Source organism: Novosphingobium anseongense, assembly GCF_037482895.1.
Lineage (GTDB): Bacteria > Pseudomonadota > Alphaproteobacteria > Sphingomonadales > Sphingomonadaceae > Novosphingobium > Novosphingobium anseongense.
On the sequence record NZ_JBBHJZ010000003.1, the window covers coordinates 128,417 to 147,510 of the forward strand.

The following is a 19,094-nucleotide window of genomic DNA, read 5'->3' on the forward strand; positions in this document are numbered from 1 at the left end:
ACGTCGGGGCAGTTGGTGCCGTCTTAGCCCCACCCTCGACAACCCCGGCCCATCCCCCCATATCGCACCCCATGGAATTCCCCGCCAAACCCTGGCCCGTCGGCACGGCCGAGGCGCTCGAGCCGCTGGTGCGCCGCGTGCTCGCCGCCAATCCTTCGGCCTTCACCTTCACCGGCACGCAGAGCTACGTCGTCGGTAGCGCCAGCGAGGTCGCGGTGATCGATCCGGGGCCGGTCGAGGAGGCGCACCTCGCGGCGCTGGTCGCGGCGATCGGTGACGCGAAGGTCGTCGCGATCGTCTGCACGCACACCCACAAGGACCATTCGCCCGCCGCCGCGCCGCTCAAGGCGCTGACCGGGGCGCCGATCGTCGGCTGCGCGCCGCTGGTGCTCGCGGACGACGGCCCGCGCTCCGACGCGAGCTTCGATCCCGACTATGCGCCCGACCGCGTGGTGGCCGACGGCGAGCAGATTTCGGGCGAGGGCTGGACGCTGACCGCGGTGGCGACGCCGGGGCACACCTCGAACCACCTGTGCTTCGCGCTCGAGGAGAGCGGGGCGCTGTTCACCGGCGATCACGTCATGGGCTGGTCGACCTCGGTGGTCTCGCCCCCCGACGGCGACATGACCGCCTATATGGCGAGCCTCGCCAAGCTCTACGAACGCACCGACCGGGTCTATTACCCGGCGCACGGCGCGGCGGTGACCAAGCCGCAGCAGCTCGTGCGCGGCATGATCGGCCATCGCCGCCAGCGCGAGAACCAGATCGTCCGCCACATCGAGGGCGGCACGCACACGATCGCCGACATGGTGCCGCAGATGTACAAGGCGGTCGACCCGCGGCTCTGGCCCGCGGCCGAGCGTTCGGTGCTCGCGCATCTGATCGATCTGGAACGCCGGGGCCGAGTCGTCCGTTCGGATGACGTATGGACGACAGCCGCCTGAACCCGCCCCCGGATTCCTCGCAGCCCAAGGCCGCGGCCCGCCCACCCGCTCGGGCCGCGGCGCTGCCCTGGCTGCTCTTCGTCGTCGCACTGGCGCTCGCCGCCTGGCTGGCCTGGTCGGCCTATGGTCCCCGGCCGGCGGGCGATCCGCTGGCGACGACCCTGACCGCCTTCGAGAAGCAGAACCGGCTGACGGTGTTCTCGGCGCAGGTTTCGCCCGTGGTCTCGAACGACGACGAGCAGGTGTTCGGCCTGATCAAGTCGCGCCAGGTCGCGGTGATCCCGACACGGGTCGACTATGCGGTCGACCTCTCGGTGATGAGCCACGATCGGTTGACCTGGGACCCGCAGGCGAAACGCATGGACGTGCGGCTGCCGGCCTTGCAGATCGGCCGGCCCAATCTCGACGAGGGGCGCGCCCAGTATCTGCGCGAGGGCGTCTGGATCACCCAGGGCGCGCAGGCGCGGCTGACCAAGGCCAACACCCAGCTCGCCGAGCGCCAGGCCGCGGCCGAGGCGGCGAACCCCGTGCTGATGGGCCTCGCCCGCGCCGCCGCCAAGGAGGCCGTGCGCCAGAACCTGGCGATCCCGCTCCAGGTCGCGGGCTTCGGCGCGGTGACGGTCGAAGTGCGCTTCGACGGCGAGCCCGCGCCCGGCTGAAAGCCCTTTGTCTCCGGTCCGGTCTGCGGTAATATCCGCGGCACAATTGGGGTTGGGGGACTTCATCATGGCAACGCTCGCGCCGGCAACGGCCGTCGATCAATCGTTCTGGCAGAAGATGATGATCGGCATCGCCGTGTTCATCGTCTTCGGTTTCGCGCAGTTCGCCTTGCGCGGCTTCGTCCAGCCCGCGCAGGCGCCGATCCACGTTCATCTGCACGGCCTCGTCATGCTGTCCTGGCTGGGGCTGTCGATCGTCCAGGCCGCGCTGATCCAGCGCGACAACCTGGCGCTCCATCGCCGGCTCGGCTGGATCGGCGTCCTGCTCGCCGCGGCCGTGGTCGTCACGGGTTCCTACGCCGGGCTGCGCGCGATCGAGACGGGGCGCCAGCCGCCGTTCTTCTCGCCCGGCTATTTCCTCGCGCTCACCCAGATCGGCATTGCCTTCTTCGCGGCGCTGGTCGCCTTCGCGGTGGTGCGCCGGCGGCAGACCGAATGGCATCGCCGGCTGATGCTCGGCGCGCTGATCATGATCATGGAGCCGGCGCTGGGACGGCTTCTGCCGATGCCTTTCATCATGCCCTGGGGCGAATGGCTGGTCCTGGCGATCCAGCTCGGCGTCTTCGCCATCGTCATGCGGCACGATCGCAAGGTGCTCGGCCATGTCCATCCTGCGACCCTGGCGGCCATGCTGGTGGTCACGCTCTCGCATGTGGTGGTCGAAGCCGTGGCGCGGATACCCGCCTGGATCGCGCTGGCCGAGGGCATGGTGGTCGTCTGAGCCGCATTTTCTCCTTGGGAACCGCGCCGTCAGTCCCTATCTGCCCGGCAAAGATCCGAGGGATGAAAAGCTTCCGATGACCGTCCAGAACGTGAATCTCACCGGCCTCGACCTGCGCGCCGAGATCGACCGCCTGCGCAAGGAGCGCAACGCGGTGATCCTGGCGCACTATTACCAGAAGCCCGAGATCCAGGACCTAGCCGATTTCGTCGGGGATTCGCTCGAACTGAGCCGCAAGGCTGCGGCGACCGATGCCGAAGTCATCGCCTTCTGCGGCGTCAAGTTCATGGCCGATACCGCCAAGATTCTGAGCCCGCAGAAGATCGTCGTCCTGCCCGATCTCGACGCCGGCTGCAGCCTTGAGGATTCGTGCCCGCCCGAGAAGTTCAAGGCCTTCCGCGAGGCGCATCCCGATCACATCGCGCTGACCTACATCAACTGCTCGACCGAGGTGAAGGCGCTCAGCGACATCATCGTCACCTCGTCGAGCGCCGAGACGATCCTCTCGCAGATCCCGCGCGACCAGAAGATCATCTTCGGTCCCGACCGCCACCTCGGCGGCTATCTGAGCCGCAAGTTCGACCGCGAGATGTTGCTCTGGCCCGGCGTCTGCATCGTCCACGAGGCGTTCAGCGAGCGCGAACTGCTCAAGCTCAAGGCCGAGCATCCCGAAGCACCGATCGCCGCGCATCCCGAATGCCCGCCGCACATCGTCGATCACGCCGACTATGTCGGTTCGACCAGCGGCATCCTGCAATATGCCAACACGATGCCCGGCGACAAGCTGATCGTCGCGACCGAGCCGCACATCATCCATCAGATGGAAAAGTCGCTGCCGAACAAGACCTTCATCGGCGCGCCGGGGGCCGACGGTAACTGCAATTGCAACATCTGCCCCTACATGGCGCTCAACACGCTGGAAAAGCTCTACCTCGCGCTGCGCGACCTGACGCCGCGGATCGAGATCGAGGAAGGCCTGCGCCTCGCCGCGAAGAAGAGCCTCGACGCCATGCTGGAGATGGCCAGCGGCACTTTGGGCCAGGGCGATCTCGGCGCGCGCAGCTGACATTGTTGTGAATTTGCCACAGTCGCTGGCGTGGTGCTGGCGGTTAATGAGAGTCGATTGCATTAGCATCGGCTGAGGTTTAGGCGGCCCCTGATTTCCAGGGGTGTCCGCCATGCTTCGCTCGTCTTTCCTCGTCTCCTCCGCGCTGATCGCGATAACCGCTGCGCCTGCCTTTGCGCAGGACGCGGTGCTCGCGCCCAGCGAGACGATCATCGTCACAGCCGCGCGGACAGCGCTGCCGCTCAACGCGCTGCCGCTGACCGTGGACATCATCGGCCGCGACGTGCTCGACCAGCAGATGACGATCGGCGGCTCGGTGACCGATGCCGTCGCGACCCTGACGCCCTCGTTCTCGCCGACGCGGCAGAAGCTTTCGGGCGCGGGCGAGACCCTGCGCGGCCGCTCGCCGCTCTACGCGATCAACGGCATCCCGCAGTCGACCCCGCTGCGCGACGGCAGCCGCGACGGCTTCACCATCGACGGATTCTTCATCGACCGCGTCGAGCTGATCTTCGGCTCGAACGCGCTCCAGGGCATCGGCGGCACGGGCGGCATCGTCAACCAGGTGACGGTCGGCGCGCCGCGCGAGGAGGGCCTGTCGGGGCGCACCCTGCTCCAGGCGACGGCGGACAACGGCTTCACCGGCGACGGCATCGGCTACAAGGGTGGCGGCCTGCTGCAGTACAAGGCCGGCGCTTTCGACGTGACCGTGGGTGCGGTCTACGAGAAGCGCGGCGTGTTCTACGACGGCGACAACCGCCGCGTCGGCCTCAACCTGACGCAGGGTGAGACGCAGGATTCGAACACGACGAACCTGTTCGCGCGGCTCGGCTATCAGGTGACGCCGAGCGGGCGGCTCGACCTGATCGCCAGCCGATTCGAGATGAAGGTCGACGGCGATTTCGTCCCGCTTGCGGGCAATCGCACCACGGGCGTACCCACGAGCGCGGTGGCGGGCGCGCCTCCGGGCAAGCCGGCGGCCAACCGCACCGAGTCCGTTTCGCTGACTTATGCCGACAGCGATTTCCTTGGCGGCAATTTCATGAGCCAGGTGTTCTTCAACCGCAGCCGCGACACCTTCGGCGGCGAGGTGGCGATCCAGGCGACCTTCCAGGACCCGACGATCGCGCCGCAGAACACGCTGTTCGACCAGTCGCAGAACCGCTCGCGCAAGCTCGGCGCCAAGTTCAGCTACGAGCGCACGATCCTCGATGCGCTGACCACGACGATCGGCTTCGACGCGCTGTTCGACAAGACCGAGCAGGCGCTGATCGCCACGGGCCGCGTCTGGGTGCCGCCGAGCGATTTCCGCAGCCTCGCGCCGTTCGGCCAGGCCAACCTCAAGCTGTTCGACGGCAAGCTGCGCCTCGCCGGCGGCGTGCGCTGGGAGAACGTCCAGATCAAGATCGACGACTTCCGTACGCTGGCTTCGACCACCTATGTCGCATGCTCCGCGACCGTCACGACGAATTGCGGCCTGTCGACCTATGGCGGCGTCGCGGTCTCGGGCGGCAAGCCGAAGTTCTCTGATGCGCTGATCAACGGCGGCGTCATCGTCGAGCCGTGGGAAGGCATCCGTGCCTATGCCTCCTATGCCGAGGGCTTCACCGTCCCCGATATCGGCCGTATCACCCGTGCCTTCAGCACGACCGGGATCGACATCGACAATGCGCTCGACATCGAACCGATCATCTCGAATAACCGCGAGATCGGCCTGGAGGTCAAGCGCGGTCCGCTCGACGCTTCGGCGACCTATTTCTGGTCGTCGAGCGACAAGGGCCAACTGCTGATCCAGGGCGCCGACCGCAATTTCGACGTGCAGCGCCAGCGGGTCGAGATCGAGGGCGTCGAGGTCAACCTGCGCACGCAGACCCCGATCGACGGGCTCAAGCTCGGCATCGGCTATGCCCATATCAAGGGACGGTTCGATAGCGATGCGGCCCGCGTCGTCAACGGCGTGTCGCAGGCGGACGGGATCGTCGATACCGATCTCGATGGCGTCAACATCTCGCCCGATCGCGTCAATCTTTCGGCGACTTTCGTCAAGGGGCCGATCTCGGCGCTGCTGCAGTCGCAGTTTTATCTATCGCGCACCTTCAATGCCGATGCGACCAAGCCGCGGCCCGACCAGCGCAACAACTTCGGCGGCTACAACGTCACCGACGCCTCGATCCGTTATCAGACCGAGGGTCTGGGCGGTCTGACGCTGAGCGTGCAGAACCTGTTCGACAGGTTCTACATCGACTATTCGAGCGACACGCGCCTGCCGACCGACAACCTCGCCTTCTTCGCGGGCCGCGGCCGGACCTTCACACTGTCGTGGGACTACAGGTTCTGAAGACGCTCGACCTCCTCCACCGCTGGATCGGCGGTATCTTCGGGCTGGTGCTGGCGCTGCTCGGGCTGTCGGGGGCGATCCTTGTGCACGAGGACGTCTGGATCATGCTCCCGCATGCCGGCGATGCGCGCGTCGCCGATAGCGCGCAGATCGCGGCGACGGTCGAGCGGATCATGGCCGACCCGGCGGCGCGCCCGCGCAGCATCAGCTTCGCGAGCGACGACTTCGGCCTGCATCGCCTGTCCTTCAAGGACGATGCTGGCGCCTATGTCGACCAGGCGGGCAACCTGGTCACGCGCTGGTCGAGCCAGTGGGAGCGGCCCGAACTGTGGCTGTTCGATTTCCACCACCACCTCTTCGCCGGCGATACCGGTGAGATCGTGGTCGGCCTGGCGGGGCTCGCCGGCGTGTTCTTCGCGGTAAGCGGCGTGTTCCTCTGGTGGCGCACACGCAAGACCTTCGAGTTCCGCCTTTGGCCGAGGCGTATCAGCCGACCGGCGATCGTGCGCCAGCATCGCGATCTCGGCATCGTCGTGGCTCCGCTGGTCCTGCTCGTCACCTTCACCGGCGCCGCGATGGTGTTTCGTCCGGTGAGCGCGCTGGTGCTCGGTCCCTCGGCGCCTGCGGCCATCGCCAAGGCCGGCAAGGCGCCGAAGGTCGAGAAGACCGAGCTGGCCGAGCGGTACGACTGGCAGGCGGTGATCGCCACCGCACATGCCCGCTTCCCCGACGCGCAACTGCGCACGCTGAGTCTGCCGCGCCAGAACAACGGCCTCGTCACACTGCGCATGAAACAGCCCGGCGAGTGGCTGCCCAATGGCCGCACGATGCTCTACTTCGCCGCCGACAGCGGCCGGCTGGTCGAAGCGCGCGATGCCCTGGCGCTGCCGGCGCCTGTGCGCGGCTATTACACCTTCTATCCGCTGCACGCGGCGAAGGTCGGCGGGCTGGTCTATCGTCTGGTGATGACCGCCGTGGGCCTGGCGCTGGTCCTGCTCGGCAGCCTCGCGGTGTGGAGCTTCTGGTTCCGGCGCGGCACGGTGGGCCCGCGTATTTCCTAGCTTTCGGCGATCGCCCGCAGGGTGGTGGTGATCAGCTCGCGCTTCTTCGGGTCGCGCGTCACCTCGAGCATGGCGCTGAGGCTGCCGCGCGCGGCGTCGACATTCTGCAACTGGAGCTGCAGCCGCGCGAGTTCCCACCAGGCGTCGGCATGGTCGGGCGCGACCGCGGTCATGCGTTCGTAAAGCGCCAGCGCACGCAGCGCGTCACCACCGCGTTCGGCGCGCGTCGCCTGGTTCAGCAGCAGCCTTACCAGTGTCGCGCGGTTTGACATCGGCGCGACATGCTGCGGACCCGGCTTGCCACCAGGCCCAAGCGCGCCCTCGAGCAGCGCAGCGAGGCGATCGCCCGGCACGGGCTCACCGTCGTGGAACGGGTCGATCAGATAGGGCGGGCCGTCGCCCAGCCGCACGAGCACGTGGCCCGGCGTATCGGTCGCATGCGCGGTCCAGCCCATGCGCCGCGCGGCCGCGACATAGAGCAGCGAGAGGCTGACGGGCAGACCCCGCTTGCGGTCGAGCACGCGAATCAGATCGGCGTTGAGCGGCGCGTCGTAGCTGTCGGCATCGCCGGTGAAGCCGAACTCGTCGAAGAACACCTGCGCCAGGGCTTCGCCCTGTTCGGCGGGCGTATCGGCCATGTCGAAGGCGGCGAGGCGATCGCCGATGTCGTCGAGCATCGCATAGTAGGGTTCGAGCGCGATGCCGTCGTGATCGAGCTCGCTGAGCAGAAGTGCGGCGTTGTCGAGTTCGATCTCTTCGTCGTCGAGCAGGCCGAGAGTGGCAATATCGGATTCCATTGAACCCATTATGGCTCCAGGATGCGTCCTGCGCCAGTCCGGCCCGATTTCGCACAGTTTGATGCTGCAATAAAATTGTAACATTGAACGGTTTGGGGCAACGGCGCGTTCAAGGGACTCAACGCCCACGGGAAACCCGCATCCGCCAGATTGCCGCCTTGCCCTATCGCACCGAAGGATCAGCGCTCGACGCGTCGGTGCGGATTCTGCTGATCACCTCGCGCGGCACGGGGCGGTGGGTGATTCCCAAAGGCAACGTCCCCACGGGCGTAACGCCACACGCCGCTGCGGCGCTGGAGGCCGAGGAGGAAGCCGGCATCGCGGGATCGGTCTGCCCGATTCCGCTCGGCTCCTATCGCTATCGCAAGCGGCGCAACAATGGTGCGTCGCTGATGGTCGACGTCGACGTGTTCCCGCTCGCGGTGACCGACGAGTTCGACCAGTGGAAGGAGCAGGGGCAGCGCGAGCGGCGCTGGTTCTCGCTGCCCGAGGCGGCGGAGGCGGTCGACGAGACCGACCTGCGCGACCTCATGCGCACCTTCGCGTCATCGGAATTCAAAGCAGCGGCGAGGCGCACGGGCGTGTTCCACCTCGTCGCGCAAAAATCCAAGGTGAGTAACATGTTCGCGTGGTTTCAGCGGCTCCTGCCGAAAACCGGTAATTTCTTCGATATGTTCGAGGCCCATGCGGTGACGATCGTCGCTGCGGCCGATGCGCTGGCGCGTCTGTTCCAGGGTGGCGGCGCGCGGGTCGATCACATCCGCGAGATCCACGAACGCGAGCACGACGCGGACAACATCATCCGCGAGGTGTTGCAGACGGTCCGCAAGACCTTCCTGACCCCGTTCGACCGCGGTGCGATCACCAGTCTGATCGGTGCGATGGACGATGCCGTGGATGAGATGAACGCTGCTGCCGGTGCGGTCGCGCTCTACGATTTCGTCGATTTCAGCGAAGAGATGCGCGACATGACCGCGATCATCGTCGATGCCGCGCGCGTCACCGCCGAGGCGATTCCGCTGCTGCGCGACGTCGCGCGCAACGGCCCGCGGCTGCACGAGCTGACCGAGCGGCTGGTGCGCATGGAAGGCCATGCCGACGAGATTCACGATCGCGGCCTCAAGAAGGCGTTCTCCCAGTGCGGCGAGAACGAGACGATGAAGTTCATCGTCGTGCGCGAGGTCTACAAGCATCTCGAGCGGATCGTCGACGCGCTCGAGGACGTCGCCAACGAGATCGACGGCATCGTGATCGATCACGCATGACGCACGAGTTGGCGTTCCCGCTGCTTGTCGGGCTGATCCTCGTCGCGCTGGCCTTCGATTTTCTCAACGGCCTCCACGACGCGGCAAATTCGATCGCGACCGTGGTGGCGACCAAGCTGCTGAGCCCGGTCAAGGCCGTCATCTTCGCGGCGGTGTTCAACTTCGCCGCCTATTTCCTCTCGATCATGTTTCCCGCCCTGCACAAGGTGGCCGAGACGATCGGCTCGGGCCTGATCGAGCAGCATCTGGTCACGCCGGGCGTGGTCTTCGGCGCGCTGATCGGGGCGATGTTCTGGAACGTCGTCACCTGGCTCAAGGGCATTCCCTCGTCGAGCAGCCACGCGCTGATCGGCGGGCTGATCGGCGCGGGCACGGCCCATGCCGGCATCGAGGGCATCCAGTGGTCGGGGCTCAACAAGACGCTGATCGCGATCGTGCTTTCGCCGGTGCTCGGCATGATCCTCTCGATGTTCATCATGCTGCTGACCTCCTGGGCCTTCCGCAATTCGACCTCGCGCACGGCGGAAAGCTCGTTCCGCTTCCTTCACCTGTTCTCTTCGGCCGCCTATTCGCTGAGCCACGGGCTCAACGACGCGCAGAAGACGATGGGCATCATCACCGTGCTGCTCTACTCGACCGGCTATCTCTCGGGTAAGTTCGAGGTGCCGCACTGGGTGGCGATCTCGTGCTACATCGCCATCGCGCTCGGCACGATGTCCGGCGGCTGGAAGATCATCGAGACGATGGGCAGCCGCATCACCAAGCTCTCGCAGCACCAGGGCTTCGCCGCTTCGACCGGCGGCTCGATCATGGTCTTCTCGGCCTCGCTGCTCGGCATCCCGGTCTCGACCACGCACACGATCACCGGCTGTGTCATCGGTGCGGGCACGGCCAGGCGCGCTTCGGCGATTCGCTGGGGCGTGGCACAGAGCGTGGTCGTGGCCTGGGTCATCACGATCCCGGCCTCCGCCGCGGTGGGCGCGGCGTTCTATATGCTGACGCGGGTGTTCTGAGCTGAAAGATCCTCCCCTGTAAGGGGAGGGGGACCGCCGCCGTAGGCGGTGGTGGAGGGGTGTCCCCGCCGGCGGTTACACCCCTCCGTCAGCGGCTGCGCCGCTGCCACCTCCCCGCGAGCGGAGAGGATGTTATCCCCTAGAACACCGCCTTCGCGGTCGGCTCCTGCATCATAGCCTTGCGCACCAGCGGCACCGGCGGGCCGCCGTAGGACAGGAACTGGTCGTGGAACGCCTTCCACGCCCCGCGCCCGCCGTGCTTCGCGGTCCAGTCGGTGCGCAGCTTGCGGATCATCAGCTTGCCCAGCGTGTAGTTCAGGTAGGCCGGATCGTAGGTCCCGCGCGCTGCCTGCTGTTCGGCCGTGCCCGCGCCCTGGTAGCATTCCTTGCGGAACATCTCGTCCGACTGCGCCTGGGTCAGGGTCCCGCTGTGCAGCCCGATCGCCGAGAGATAGCGGCAATTGCGCAGCAGCGCGTTCGAGATCTGGCCGACCCGGGTGACCGCGGCGCCGCCGTCGAGCCCGGCTTCGACCATCATCTCCTCGCTGTAGTGCGCCCAACCTTCGGCGAAGGCATAGCCGACGAAGAGCCGACCGACCTGCGAGGGCGTGCGGTTCGAGTGGAGGAATTGGAGGAAGTGGCCCGGCATGACCTCGTGCACCGAAGTGAACAGCAGGTCCTTCTCGCCGGGAATGTATTCGAGCTGCTTTTCCTGCGACCAAGCCGGATCGGGCGGCGAGATGTAGTAGATCGAGGGAATCCCCTTCTCGAGCGGGCCGGCGGGATCGATGTAGGCGCTGTTCTGGCGGTTGTAGGGCGGCGATTCGCGCACGAGCGCCTGTTCGGTGCCGGGGATCGTCACCAGATCGTGCTGGCGGACGAAGGCGTTGAGCTCGGGGATTTGCCGCGTCGCTGCCGCTACCGGGCCTTCCTTGGGCTTGTCGGCGTTGAGCTTGTCGAAGCAGGCGATGATCGTCGCGCCCGGGGCGAACTGGTTGCAGGCCACCTTGAGCGCATCCTGGTTGCGCTTGAGATCGGCGCGGCCGACGCGCTCGAGTTCGGCCAGCGGCACGTCGACGCCCTCGGTTGCCTTGACCATCCGCGCGAAGCGATCGGCGCCGAGCGCATAGCTGCCCTCGGGCGCGGGGGGCTGCGCCTTGAGCCAGGTCGACAGGTCTGCCATCGCCTGTCCGGCAGCTTCCGAAGTTGTGCGGAACTTCGCCTGCAGCGCCGGGTCCTGCACGTCGGCGAAAGCCGCGCGGGCATCGCCGCGATAGTATTCGCCGAAGCCGCCGAAGCCGGCGACGCCGTATTTGATGAAGCTGGCGGGCAGGGGCTTGTTGAGGTTCGCGCGGATGTTGCGCGCGGCGGCCGGGATCGTCTCGAAGAAGGCGATCATCGCCTTCATCCGCGTCGGCTTGTCGGCATAGTCGCGGCTGACGTAGACGTTGGGATCGAGCCCGCCGCCGACATAGAACGCCGGATTGGTGTGCGGCTGGTCGGCATCCTCGATCCAGAACAGCTTGCCCGCGAAGACCTGGACCAGATAGTCGCGCTCGAAGGCCTCGGCGCCGGTCAGGCTGCGATAGGCCTTCGCGCCGGCGATCGCCTGGCGGTAGAAATCGGCGCTGGCCTTGAGCCCGGCCTCGCTCCAGTCGGGCATCTTGCCGTCGTACTGGTGGGCGCCCTGATAGACGGCATCGGCGGGCGAGATCGCCATCCAGTCGGCGATCGTCTTGGCGACGTAGTCCTTCCAGGCGAGGCCGGGTTGGGCCTGCGTCTTGGGCGTGGCGGCGAGGGCGGGGCCGGCCATGCCCGTGGCGAGCGCCAGTCCGGCCAGGCCCGAAAGCAGCGTGCGGTTCATCGTATGGTTCTCCCCGGGGTGCGCGAATTGTTGCTTACACTTCTGTCATTCCGCGCCGAAGGTCCAGCCCTCCGTCCGCGCGATTTCGGAAGTCAGTCCGCGAGGGTTCCACAGTTCCGCGCGGTGGGCGTCGCGGCGCAGCCAGGCGGCTGTGATCAGCGCGTCGCTCTTGTGGTCGTCGATTGCGCCCTCGTATGCCACGCGCCGGCTGCCGAGTGCGGCGAGCGCCCGGTTCAATTCCTCGACCGTGCGGATCTTCGAGCGTTCGGGGCGGCGGCCCGCCGCCATCGCCGCGATCGTCGTATAGATTTCGACCAGCACCGAGCCGCGCTCGGGCAGTGGATGGATCGGCCAGACGGGCAGTCGACCCGCGAGTCGATGCAACAGCCGCATCCCCGAGAGGCTCGACTTGCCGACCTGCGCCGCGCCGACGAGGTTGAAATTGCTGTAGGGCTTGCAGCCCATCGCCTGCTGCGCGGTCTCGGCCACGCGGAAGCGGCCTCTGCCGCCGCCGAATAGATCGCCCTCGCGCCCGCCGTGACGGCGGAAGTGGCGGGCGATCTCAGCGTGGTCGACGAAACTCGAGACCGAGAGATGAGGATCGTCGGCGCAGGTCCGATCGATCAGGGCCCAGAGCGTGCGGGCGTCGGCGGGGCTGTCGGTCCAGCCGGGAAAGAAACTACTGCGATCGGCGAAGGCCAGCGAAATGCCGAGATCCATGCCGACGAGCGTGTCGGCGGGCAGGTCCTCGGTCAGCCATTGCAGCACCTCTGGTCGCGACCAGCGGTGACCGGGGCGGACGAGTTCGGGCGCCGCATCACCCGTTGCGCAGATCGCCACAGCAATGCCCTTGTGCCGCTCGCCCACGGCGCCTGACCAGTCGATCGCGGCATAATGCTGGAAGCGCTCCGTCACTCCCCGCGCCGCTTGGCGCTCAGCTTGTCCCAATAGGCCATGCGTTCGATCACCTGACGCTCGAAGCCGCGCTCTACCGGCTTGTAAAAGGTCTGTGGTGCCATGTCCTCGGGCCAGTAGTCCGCGCCCGAGAATCCCTCGTCGGCGTCGTGGTCGTAGGCATAGTCCTTGCCGTAGCCGATGTCCTTCATCAGCTTGGTCGGCGCGTTGAGGATGTTCTGCGGCGGCATCAGCGAACCAGTCTCGCGCGCGCTCTTCCACGCCGCCTTCTGCGCCGCATAGGCCGCGTTCGACTTGGGCGCGGTCGCCAGATAGAGGCAGGCCTGGACGATCGCCAGCTCGCCCTCGGGCGAGCCGAGAAAGTCGTAGGCCTCCTTGGCGGCGAGGCATTGGACCAGCGCTTCGGGATCGGCGAGGCCGACGTCCTCGCTGGCGAAGCGGACGAGCCGGCGCAGCACGTAGAGCGGTTCCTCGCCCGCGGTCAGCATCCGCGCCATGTAGTAGAGCGCGGCCTGCGGGTCGGAGCCGCGCAAGGATTTGTGCAGCGCCGAGATCAGGTTGTAGTGCCCCTCGCGGTCCTTGTCGTAGACCGCGACGCGGCGCTGGAGGAACGCGCCGAGCCCCGCGGGATCGAGCGGTTCCTTGATCTTCGCCGCATAGAGCGTCTCGGCCTGGTTGAGCAGGAAGCGGCCGTCACCATCGGCCGACTGGATCAGCGCCTCGCGCGCCGCGGGCGTGATCGGCAGCGGGCCTTCGAGCGCTTCCGCCTTGTCGAGCAGGCGGCCGAGGGCATCGGCGTCGAGCCGGCGCAGGATCAGCACCTGTGCGCGCGACAAGAGCGCGGCGTTGAGTTCGAAACTCGGGTTCTCGGTGGTCGCGCCGACCAGGGTCACCGTGCCTTTCTCCACGAAGGGCAGGAAGCCGTCCTGTTGCGCGCGATTGAAGCGGTGAATCTCGTCGACGAACAGCAGGGTGCGCTGGCCGGCCTTCGTAGCGACCTCGGCCTCGGCGAAGGCTTTCTTCAGATCGGCGACGCCCGAGAACACCGCCGAGATCGCGACGAAGCGCATACCCACCGAATCGGCGAGCAGCCGGGCGGTACTGGTCTTGCCCGTGCCCGGCGGACCCCAGAGGATCATCGAAGAGAGGCGGCCAGCCGCGACCATGCGCCCGATCGCGCCTTCGGGGCCGGTGATGTGCTCCTGCCCGACGACTTCGGACAGGTCGCGCGGGCGCAAACGGTCCGCCAGTGGAGCGTCGGCGCTGGGTTCGTCGGTTTTGGGCTGGGCCGGCATGTCGCCGGCGAAGAGATCGGCCATGGCGCCTATCTAGGAACAATCGCGGGGCTTTGCACCGCTCGTGTGCTATGCTGCACTCCTGTGTCAAATCGTTGCTGCGCGTACGGCGCGATTGACGAAGCAGGCGCGCCGGAAGAGAGCCGGACGGGCGTTGGGAGAGGAAGCAAAGCGATTGGCCAGGCTGCAACCTAGGCGGCTGTCAGCATATGCAGCGCTGCTCCTTCTTGTCGTCGGCGTGATCCAGCTTGTTGGCAGCCTGCTGTTCTACCAGGCGATCGATAAGCAGACCCTGCGAGAGGACCACGCGCGCCGCATCGCCGAACTGCTGGTGGTGAGCGACCGCGTCTATCTGCGCGACGGCACCCTGGCTGCTGCGATCATGACATCTCGACATCTGCGGATTGCCGTCGCCGCGCGCCCGAACGTGACGCATTCGCAGGAATCGCTCGCGCCGATCACGCGGCAGATCATCGCCTGGGAGCCGGGCCTGGCAAAGCGTCCGCTGCACCTGGCGCTGCTGCGCGAGCGTGGCGGGCGACAGCATCTCGTCGGCTCTATGCAGGTGGCCGACGGGTCCTGGCTCAACTTCCAGTCGCACGACATATCGACGATGTGGCCGATCGCGCTGAGCGCCATGATCATGACGTTGCTGACCTTTGCGGCCTGCCTCGGTGTCGGGCTGATCGCGATCCGCCTGCTGACTCAGCCGCTGCGCCGCATGTCCGAAGCCGCCGAGGCGATCGGCCAGGGACGCCGGGTGACCATTCGCGAGAACGGTCCGGCCGACCTGCGTGACCTTGCCCATGCAATGAACGAGATGCAGGACCGCATCGCCAAGCTGATGGAGGATCAGGCCAAGTCGTTCGAGGCGATCAGCCACGACCTGCGCACGCCGCTCGCGCGGCAGAAGGTCGCCGCCGGACTCATCGCCGATACCGAAATCCGCGAGATCGTCGAGGACAGCGCCGACGAAATGGAAGCGTTGCTGCAGTCGCTCCAGCAGTTCCTCCGCGCGCAGCACCTGACCGCCGAGCCCGAACTGGTCGATCTCGGCGCGGCGGTGCGGGACCTCGTCGCGCCTTATGGCGACAGAGTGCGGCTGGCCGTTCCGCATCACGCGCAGCTGCGCACCTATCGCGAGCCGCTGCTGCTCGCGCTGCGCGCGCTGATCGAGAACGCCAGCCGCTTCGCCGATCAGGCCGAGGTGGTGATCGACCGCGACGGCCGCGACTGGATCATCGCGATCAGCGACGACGGCCCCGGCATCCCGCCCGATCATTTCGAGGACGTGCTCGCGCCGTTCTTCCGGCTCGACGATGCGCGTCGCCGCACGACCGCAGGCTTCGGCCTGGGAATCCCGACCGCGCATCTGCTGCTGCGCCGCTTCGGCGGCGAACTGTCGTTCGTGCCCGCGGCCGCGGGCGGCCTGACGGTCTGCGTGCGGGTGCCGCAGGCCGATTAGCACAGCCTTTGCCTCCTTGCCCGGGGCGTGTATCAGCGCCGCCATGCTTATCCGTGAACTGCTCGGTACCGCGCGGGTGCCCGATGGCGAAGAGCTGCAGCTCTACAGCCACGGCCGCGACTTCATGATCACGCTGCAGCGCTCGGACCTTATGTCCACGCGCATGAGCGGCTCGGAAAAGGCGCTCGCGACGATGACGATCGAGCGGCTGGGCGGGCGCAAGTCGCCGCACCTGCTGATCGGCGGCTACGGCATGGGCTTCACCCTGCGCGCCGCCCTCGAAGTGCTCGATACCGGCGCGCGCGCGACGGTGGCCGAGATCGTCCCCGAGATCATCCAGTGGGCGCGCGGGCCGATGGCCGAACTCACCGCCGGCTGCCTCGACGATCCGCGCGTGACCTTGCTCCAGGCCGACGTCGCGCTGATCATCGACGGGGGCGACGAGGACTACGACGCAATCCTGCTCGATGTCGATAATGGGCCCGACGGCATCACGCGCGAGGCCAACGACCGGATCTATTCGCGCCGCGGACTTAAGGCGGCGAAGCAGGCGCTTACGCGGGGCGGTATCCTCGCCATCTGGTCCGCACAGGCCGATCCCAAGTTCACGCGCCGGCTGGCCGATGTCGGGTTCGAGGTGTCCGAGGTGTTCGTTCGCGCCCGCGACAATGGCAAGGGTCCCAAGCACACCATCTGGTTCGCCAAGAAGGTCTGACGCGCAGACCCCGCGGGCTCAGCGCGTTTCGAGCCATTCGACGAGCGCGGCCAGGCATTCGCGGCCCAGCAGGCGGCTGCGCTCGGGGCTCCAGCCCTGGGCGGGATCGGGCAGGTCGTCGTTGTCCTTGAACGGCATTTCCAGGGTCATCGCCACGGCGCCGAAGCGGTGGGCGACCTGGTTGGTCGACATGGCCAGGTTGGCGCGGCCCGGCGGGGTCACCGGATAGCCGCGCTTCATCTGGAAGTCGGGCGTGCGCCGTGTCAGGAGCTCGCGATAGCGGTGATAGCCCGCAAGCTGTTCTTCCTTGATCGAGGGTATCCCCTCGAAGCCAGCGAGGAACACCGCGGGAATCGCTTCGTCGCCGTGGACGTCCATCGAGAAATCGACGCCGCTGGCATCCATCGCCTGCAGCAGCGCGACCACTTCGGGCGCGCGCTCGGCGGTCGGGTTGTCCCATTCGCGGTTGAGGTTCACGCCCGCCGCATTGGTGCGCAGGTGGCCGCGGCGCGAGCCGTCGGGATTGGCATTGGGCACGACATGGAGCCGGCACTTGTTGCGCAGCAGGCGACCGACGGGATCGGCCGGATCGGTCAGGGCTTCTAGCGCGCCTTCCATCCACCACTCGGCCATCGATTCGCCGGGGTGCTGGCGCGCGTAGAGCCAGACCTGCGTCGGGCCTTCGCCCATTTCGAGGCAGTCGATCGGCTGGCCGTCGAGGCTGGTGCCGAGGCAGCGATAGTCGACGCCCTCGCTCGCCGCGGCCTCGGCGACGAGGTCGTGGTGCCGCTCCATCGAATAGGGCGCGAAATAGGCGAACCAGCAGACGTCGGAGCCGGGCGTGTAGCGGATCGTCAGGGTGCCGCCGTCGAGCTTTTCGTCCCAGGTCGTTTCGGCACGGCCCCAGTAGAGCCGGTCTTCGGAGACCGCGGCGCGATAGCCGGGCCAGCCCATCGGATAGGCGGCCTCGGCCAGGCCCGAGAGGCGGAGCTGGAGTTCACGCCCCTTGCCGCCGCTGACGCGGAAGTGAAACCACTGGAAGAAATCCGAATCCTGGTCGCGGCGGATGTTCAGCACCGCCTTGGCACCGGAGATCTGGACGACCTCGATGTTGCCGGAATCGAACGCGCTGGTGATCTGGATGTCGGTCATTTCACCTGGATAGTTTCGCCCGAGCGGCCGGGGAAGCCCTTGAACAGCGCTTCGCTCATCTTCGCCGCGCCGAGCTGGCTGTTGGCAAGCGGTGACTTGGCCGTGACCGTGAAAGCCGCGCGGCCTTCCCACAGCGACTGGCCGCTGGCGCGGTCCTTGATCGTCACCGCAAGCTCGGTCTCGACCACGTCGGCAGGTGGGCCCGAGAGATCGAAACCAATGCCGAGCCCGACGCCCGAACCGTAGCTGCCGGCCGAACCGCCGACCCCGACCGAGACCGGGCCGCGGCTACGCTCGGGGCGATAGGTCTGCCGCTGGAGCCGGACGAGCGCCACCTGCGTGCCATTACCGGGCGCCTGTTCGCCATAGCCGAGCAGGGCCAGTTGCCGCCCGACTGCGGCCGCATAGGTCCGCCATTCGAGACTGTCGGCCACCATGCCCGGCGCGGGCTCGACCGCGATCGTGCCGCGCGCCAGGCCGGGGCCGTTCGGTGCGACGAAGCGCGTCACTTCGACCGGGCCGACCGGCGCGACGCAGCCGGTGAGGGCGAGCGCGAGGAGAGCGGCGAGGCTGAGCGACTTGGTCATTACGGCGCCAGATGTGCGGCCTGCGGCGCGCGAGCGCAAGAGCGTGCTCATCCGCCGAGCCCTCAGCCACCAAGCCGGGGCGAATCGCTTGCGCGCGGAAATCCGTCGAACAGCGCTTCGGCGAGGCGCGCGGCGATCTCCTGCTCGCCCCAGCCGTCAGCGCCTTCGCGCGAGGCGACTTCGGCGCGGCCCTCCCAGAGCACGGTGTTGGTCGCGCGGTCGCGGATGCGGGCTTCGAGCCGGGTCGAGACCAGCGGCGGCAGCGGCTTGGTAAAGTCGACGTTGACTGCAAGGCCATAGGCCGTGCCGCGATTGCCGACCGAGACGGCCGCCTCGCCGCTGACCGGGTTGCGCTTGGCCTCGGCCGGCTGGATCACGGTGCGGGTGACGGTGAGCTCGGCGAGCTGGCCGTCGGTCTGGCTGGCCTTGGCGGTCTCGTAGCCGGCGTGGACGAGCTGATCGACGACCGCGGCCTCATAGGCGGCGCGGTTGCCCTGCGGCACGTAGTCCTGGCCCTCGGTGCCCGAGGCGACGGCGATTGCGCCGTGGCCGAGCGCCTGCGCGGCATCGCCCTCGGCGACGAAGCGCGCGACCTGGACTCGACCTTCATCGCTGCGGCGGCTTTCGAGTCTCCGCGCAGAGGAGCGGTTGTCTTGCCAGCCGGGCCTGTCCCAGCGCGAGTCACCCCAGCTCGGTCCGTCCCAGCCGCCGGGGCGCGCCATGGCCGTGGCCGGAGCGGCGGCAGCGGCCAGGACGGCGAGGAGGGCAAATATCGATCGATCGCGCATAGAAGCTCCAACAAGCGGGCATCGCCTTCCCCGGAAACCGGCGCTAGGCCTTTCCCGCTTGCCCGCGAATGAACAGCCGCAAATGCGTTCGCAGCACGGTCCCCGGCTTGACTTCGAGCGATTCGCCCCCTAACGGCCCGGCTTCGATTTTCGGGCGGTACGCGCCCTTGGAAGAGATAGTCATGAAGATTCGCAACAGCCTCAAGTCGCTCAAGGACCGCCACCGGGACAACCGCGTGATTCGCCGTCGTGGCCGCACCTATGTGATCAACAAGACCAACCGCCGCTTCAAGGCGCGTCAGGGCTGATCCATTGATGCTGACGGTCGGGGGCTTCGCCTTTGACCTCGCATAGTTCCAGCCCGCTTCCCCATTTCGCGGCCCCGGCAC

Annotated in this window: 18 protein-coding genes; 11 read left to right on the forward strand and 7 right to left on the reverse strand. The window is 67.4% G+C overall.

The features are described from left to right. Window positions 1–71 precede the first annotated feature (71 nt). The 6 genes from WG901_RS14620 (at window position 72) to WG901_RS14645 (ending at window position 6,849) form a co-directional block, all read left to right on the forward strand. Window positions 72–944 carry an MBL fold metallo-hydrolase gene (locus WG901_RS14620; RefSeq protein ID WP_339587829.1) on the forward strand — a complete coding sequence of 291 codons (873 nt, stop codon included), beginning with the start codon at window positions 72–74 and terminating at the stop codon, window positions 942–944. Further along, on the forward strand, window positions 926–1,603 hold the full coding sequence (locus tag WG901_RS14625) for a DUF4230 domain-containing protein (RefSeq protein ID WP_339587830.1): 678 nt from the start codon (window positions 926–928) through the stop codon (window positions 1,601–1,603). The genes WG901_RS14620 and WG901_RS14625 overlap by 19 nt, the downstream gene beginning before the upstream one ends. A 67-nt stretch (window positions 1,604–1,670) precedes the next feature. Next, on the forward strand, window positions 1,671–2,384 hold the full coding sequence (locus WG901_RS14630; RefSeq protein WP_339587831.1) for a hypothetical protein: 714 nt from the start codon (window positions 1,671–1,673) through the stop codon (window positions 2,382–2,384). A gap of 76 nt (window positions 2,385–2,460) precedes the next feature. After that, window positions 2,461–3,450, forward strand: a complete 990-nt coding sequence (gene nadA, locus WG901_RS14635) for a quinolinate synthase NadA (protein WP_339587832.1) — start codon at window positions 2,461–2,463, stop codon at window positions 3,448–3,450. Between the two features lie 112 nt (window positions 3,451–3,562). Next, window positions 3,563–5,788, forward strand: a complete 2,226-nt coding sequence (locus WG901_RS14640; RefSeq protein WP_339587833.1) for a TonB-dependent receptor — start codon at window positions 3,563–3,565, stop codon at window positions 5,786–5,788. After that, a complete protein-coding gene (locus WG901_RS14645) occupies window positions 5,785–6,849 on the forward strand; it encodes a PepSY-associated TM helix domain-containing protein (RefSeq protein WP_339588419.1) in 1,065 nt (354 codons plus the stop codon). Before WG901_RS14640 ends, WG901_RS14645 begins: the two co-directional genes overlap by 4 nt. Here the strand turns inward: WG901_RS14645 and WG901_RS14650 are convergent. Then, window positions 6,846–7,646 (reverse strand): SirB1 family protein, encoded by an 801-nt coding sequence (locus tag WG901_RS14650; protein WP_339587834.1) that lies wholly within the window; start codon window positions 7,644–7,646, stop codon window positions 6,846–6,848. The two genes, WG901_RS14645 and WG901_RS14650, sit on opposite strands and share 4 nt — an antisense overlap. Window positions 7,647–7,804: 158 nt before the next feature. Here WG901_RS14650 and WG901_RS14655 point away from each other — a divergent pair, with 158 nt between their 5' ends. Together WG901_RS14655 and WG901_RS14660 are read left to right on the forward strand one after the other, a co-directional pair. After that, entirely contained in the window at window positions 7,805–8,911 is a 1,107-nt protein-coding gene (locus tag WG901_RS14655; protein ID WP_339587835.1) for a DUF47 family protein, read from the forward strand. Next, on the forward strand, window positions 8,908–9,924 hold the full coding sequence (locus WG901_RS14660) for an inorganic phosphate transporter (RefSeq protein WP_339587836.1): 1,017 nt from the start codon (window positions 8,908–8,910) through the stop codon (window positions 9,922–9,924). The genes WG901_RS14655 and WG901_RS14660 overlap by 4 nt, the downstream gene beginning before the upstream one ends. A 139-nt stretch (window positions 9,925–10,063) precedes the next feature. On the opposite strand, the gene WG901_RS14665 is transcribed toward WG901_RS14660, so the two are convergent. The 3 genes from WG901_RS14665 to WG901_RS14675 are packed head-to-tail and all read right to left on the reverse strand — an operon-like array spanning window position 10,064 to window position 14,022. Then, window positions 10,064–11,788, reverse strand: coding sequence for a DUF885 domain-containing protein (locus tag WG901_RS14665; protein ID WP_339587837.1), 1,725 nt, complete (start codon window positions 11,786–11,788; stop codon window positions 10,064–10,066). 45 nt (window positions 11,789–11,833) lie between these two features. After that, window positions 11,834–12,703 carry a hypothetical protein gene (locus WG901_RS14670; protein ID WP_339587838.1) on the reverse strand — a complete coding sequence of 290 codons (870 nt, stop codon included), beginning with the start codon at window positions 12,701–12,703 and terminating at the stop codon, window positions 11,834–11,836. After that, a complete protein-coding gene (locus WG901_RS14675) occupies window positions 12,700–14,022 on the reverse strand; it encodes a replication-associated recombination protein A (protein WP_339587839.1) in 1,323 nt (440 codons plus the stop codon). Before WG901_RS14675 ends, WG901_RS14670 begins: the two co-directional genes overlap by 4 nt. Before the next feature lie 214 nt (window positions 14,023–14,236). On the opposite strand from WG901_RS14675, the gene WG901_RS14680 reads away from it, so the two are divergent. Continuing rightward, entirely contained in the window at window positions 14,237–15,463 is a 1,227-nt protein-coding gene (locus WG901_RS14680; protein WP_339587840.1) for a sensor histidine kinase, read from the forward strand. 43 nt (window positions 15,464–15,506) lie between these two features. Next, a complete protein-coding gene (locus WG901_RS14685; RefSeq protein WP_339587841.1) occupies window positions 15,507–16,178 on the forward strand; it encodes a spermidine synthase in 672 nt (223 codons plus the stop codon). 18 nt (window positions 16,179–16,196) lie between these two features. On the opposite strand, the gene WG901_RS14690 is transcribed toward WG901_RS14685, so the two are convergent. From WG901_RS14690 to WG901_RS14700, 3 genes are read right to left on the reverse strand one after another with little or no spacing between them, the layout of a single operon-like run. After that, window positions 16,197–17,330 carry a M14 family metallopeptidase gene (locus WG901_RS14690; protein ID WP_339587842.1) on the reverse strand — a complete coding sequence of 378 codons (1,134 nt, stop codon included), beginning with the start codon at window positions 17,328–17,330 and terminating at the stop codon, window positions 16,197–16,199. Then, window positions 17,327–17,968 carry a DUF4136 domain-containing protein gene (locus WG901_RS14695; RefSeq protein WP_339587843.1) on the reverse strand — a complete coding sequence of 214 codons (642 nt, stop codon included), beginning with the start codon at window positions 17,966–17,968 and terminating at the stop codon, window positions 17,327–17,329. Before WG901_RS14695 ends, WG901_RS14690 begins: the two co-directional genes overlap by 4 nt. An 11-nt stretch (window positions 17,969–17,979) precedes the next feature. Further along, complete coding sequence (locus WG901_RS14700; protein WP_339587844.1) at window positions 17,980–18,705, reverse strand: DUF4136 domain-containing protein; 726 nt, start codon at window positions 18,703–18,705, stop codon at window positions 17,980–17,982. A 182-nt stretch (window positions 18,706–18,887) separates the two neighbouring features. Between WG901_RS14700 and ykgO the strand changes: the two genes are divergently transcribed. Beyond that, window positions 18,888–19,013 (forward strand): type B 50S ribosomal protein L36, encoded by a 126-nt coding sequence (ykgO, locus tag WG901_RS14705; protein WP_003046794.1) that lies wholly within the window; start codon window positions 18,888–18,890, stop codon window positions 19,011–19,013. Window positions 19,014–19,094: the final 81 nt, after the last annotated feature.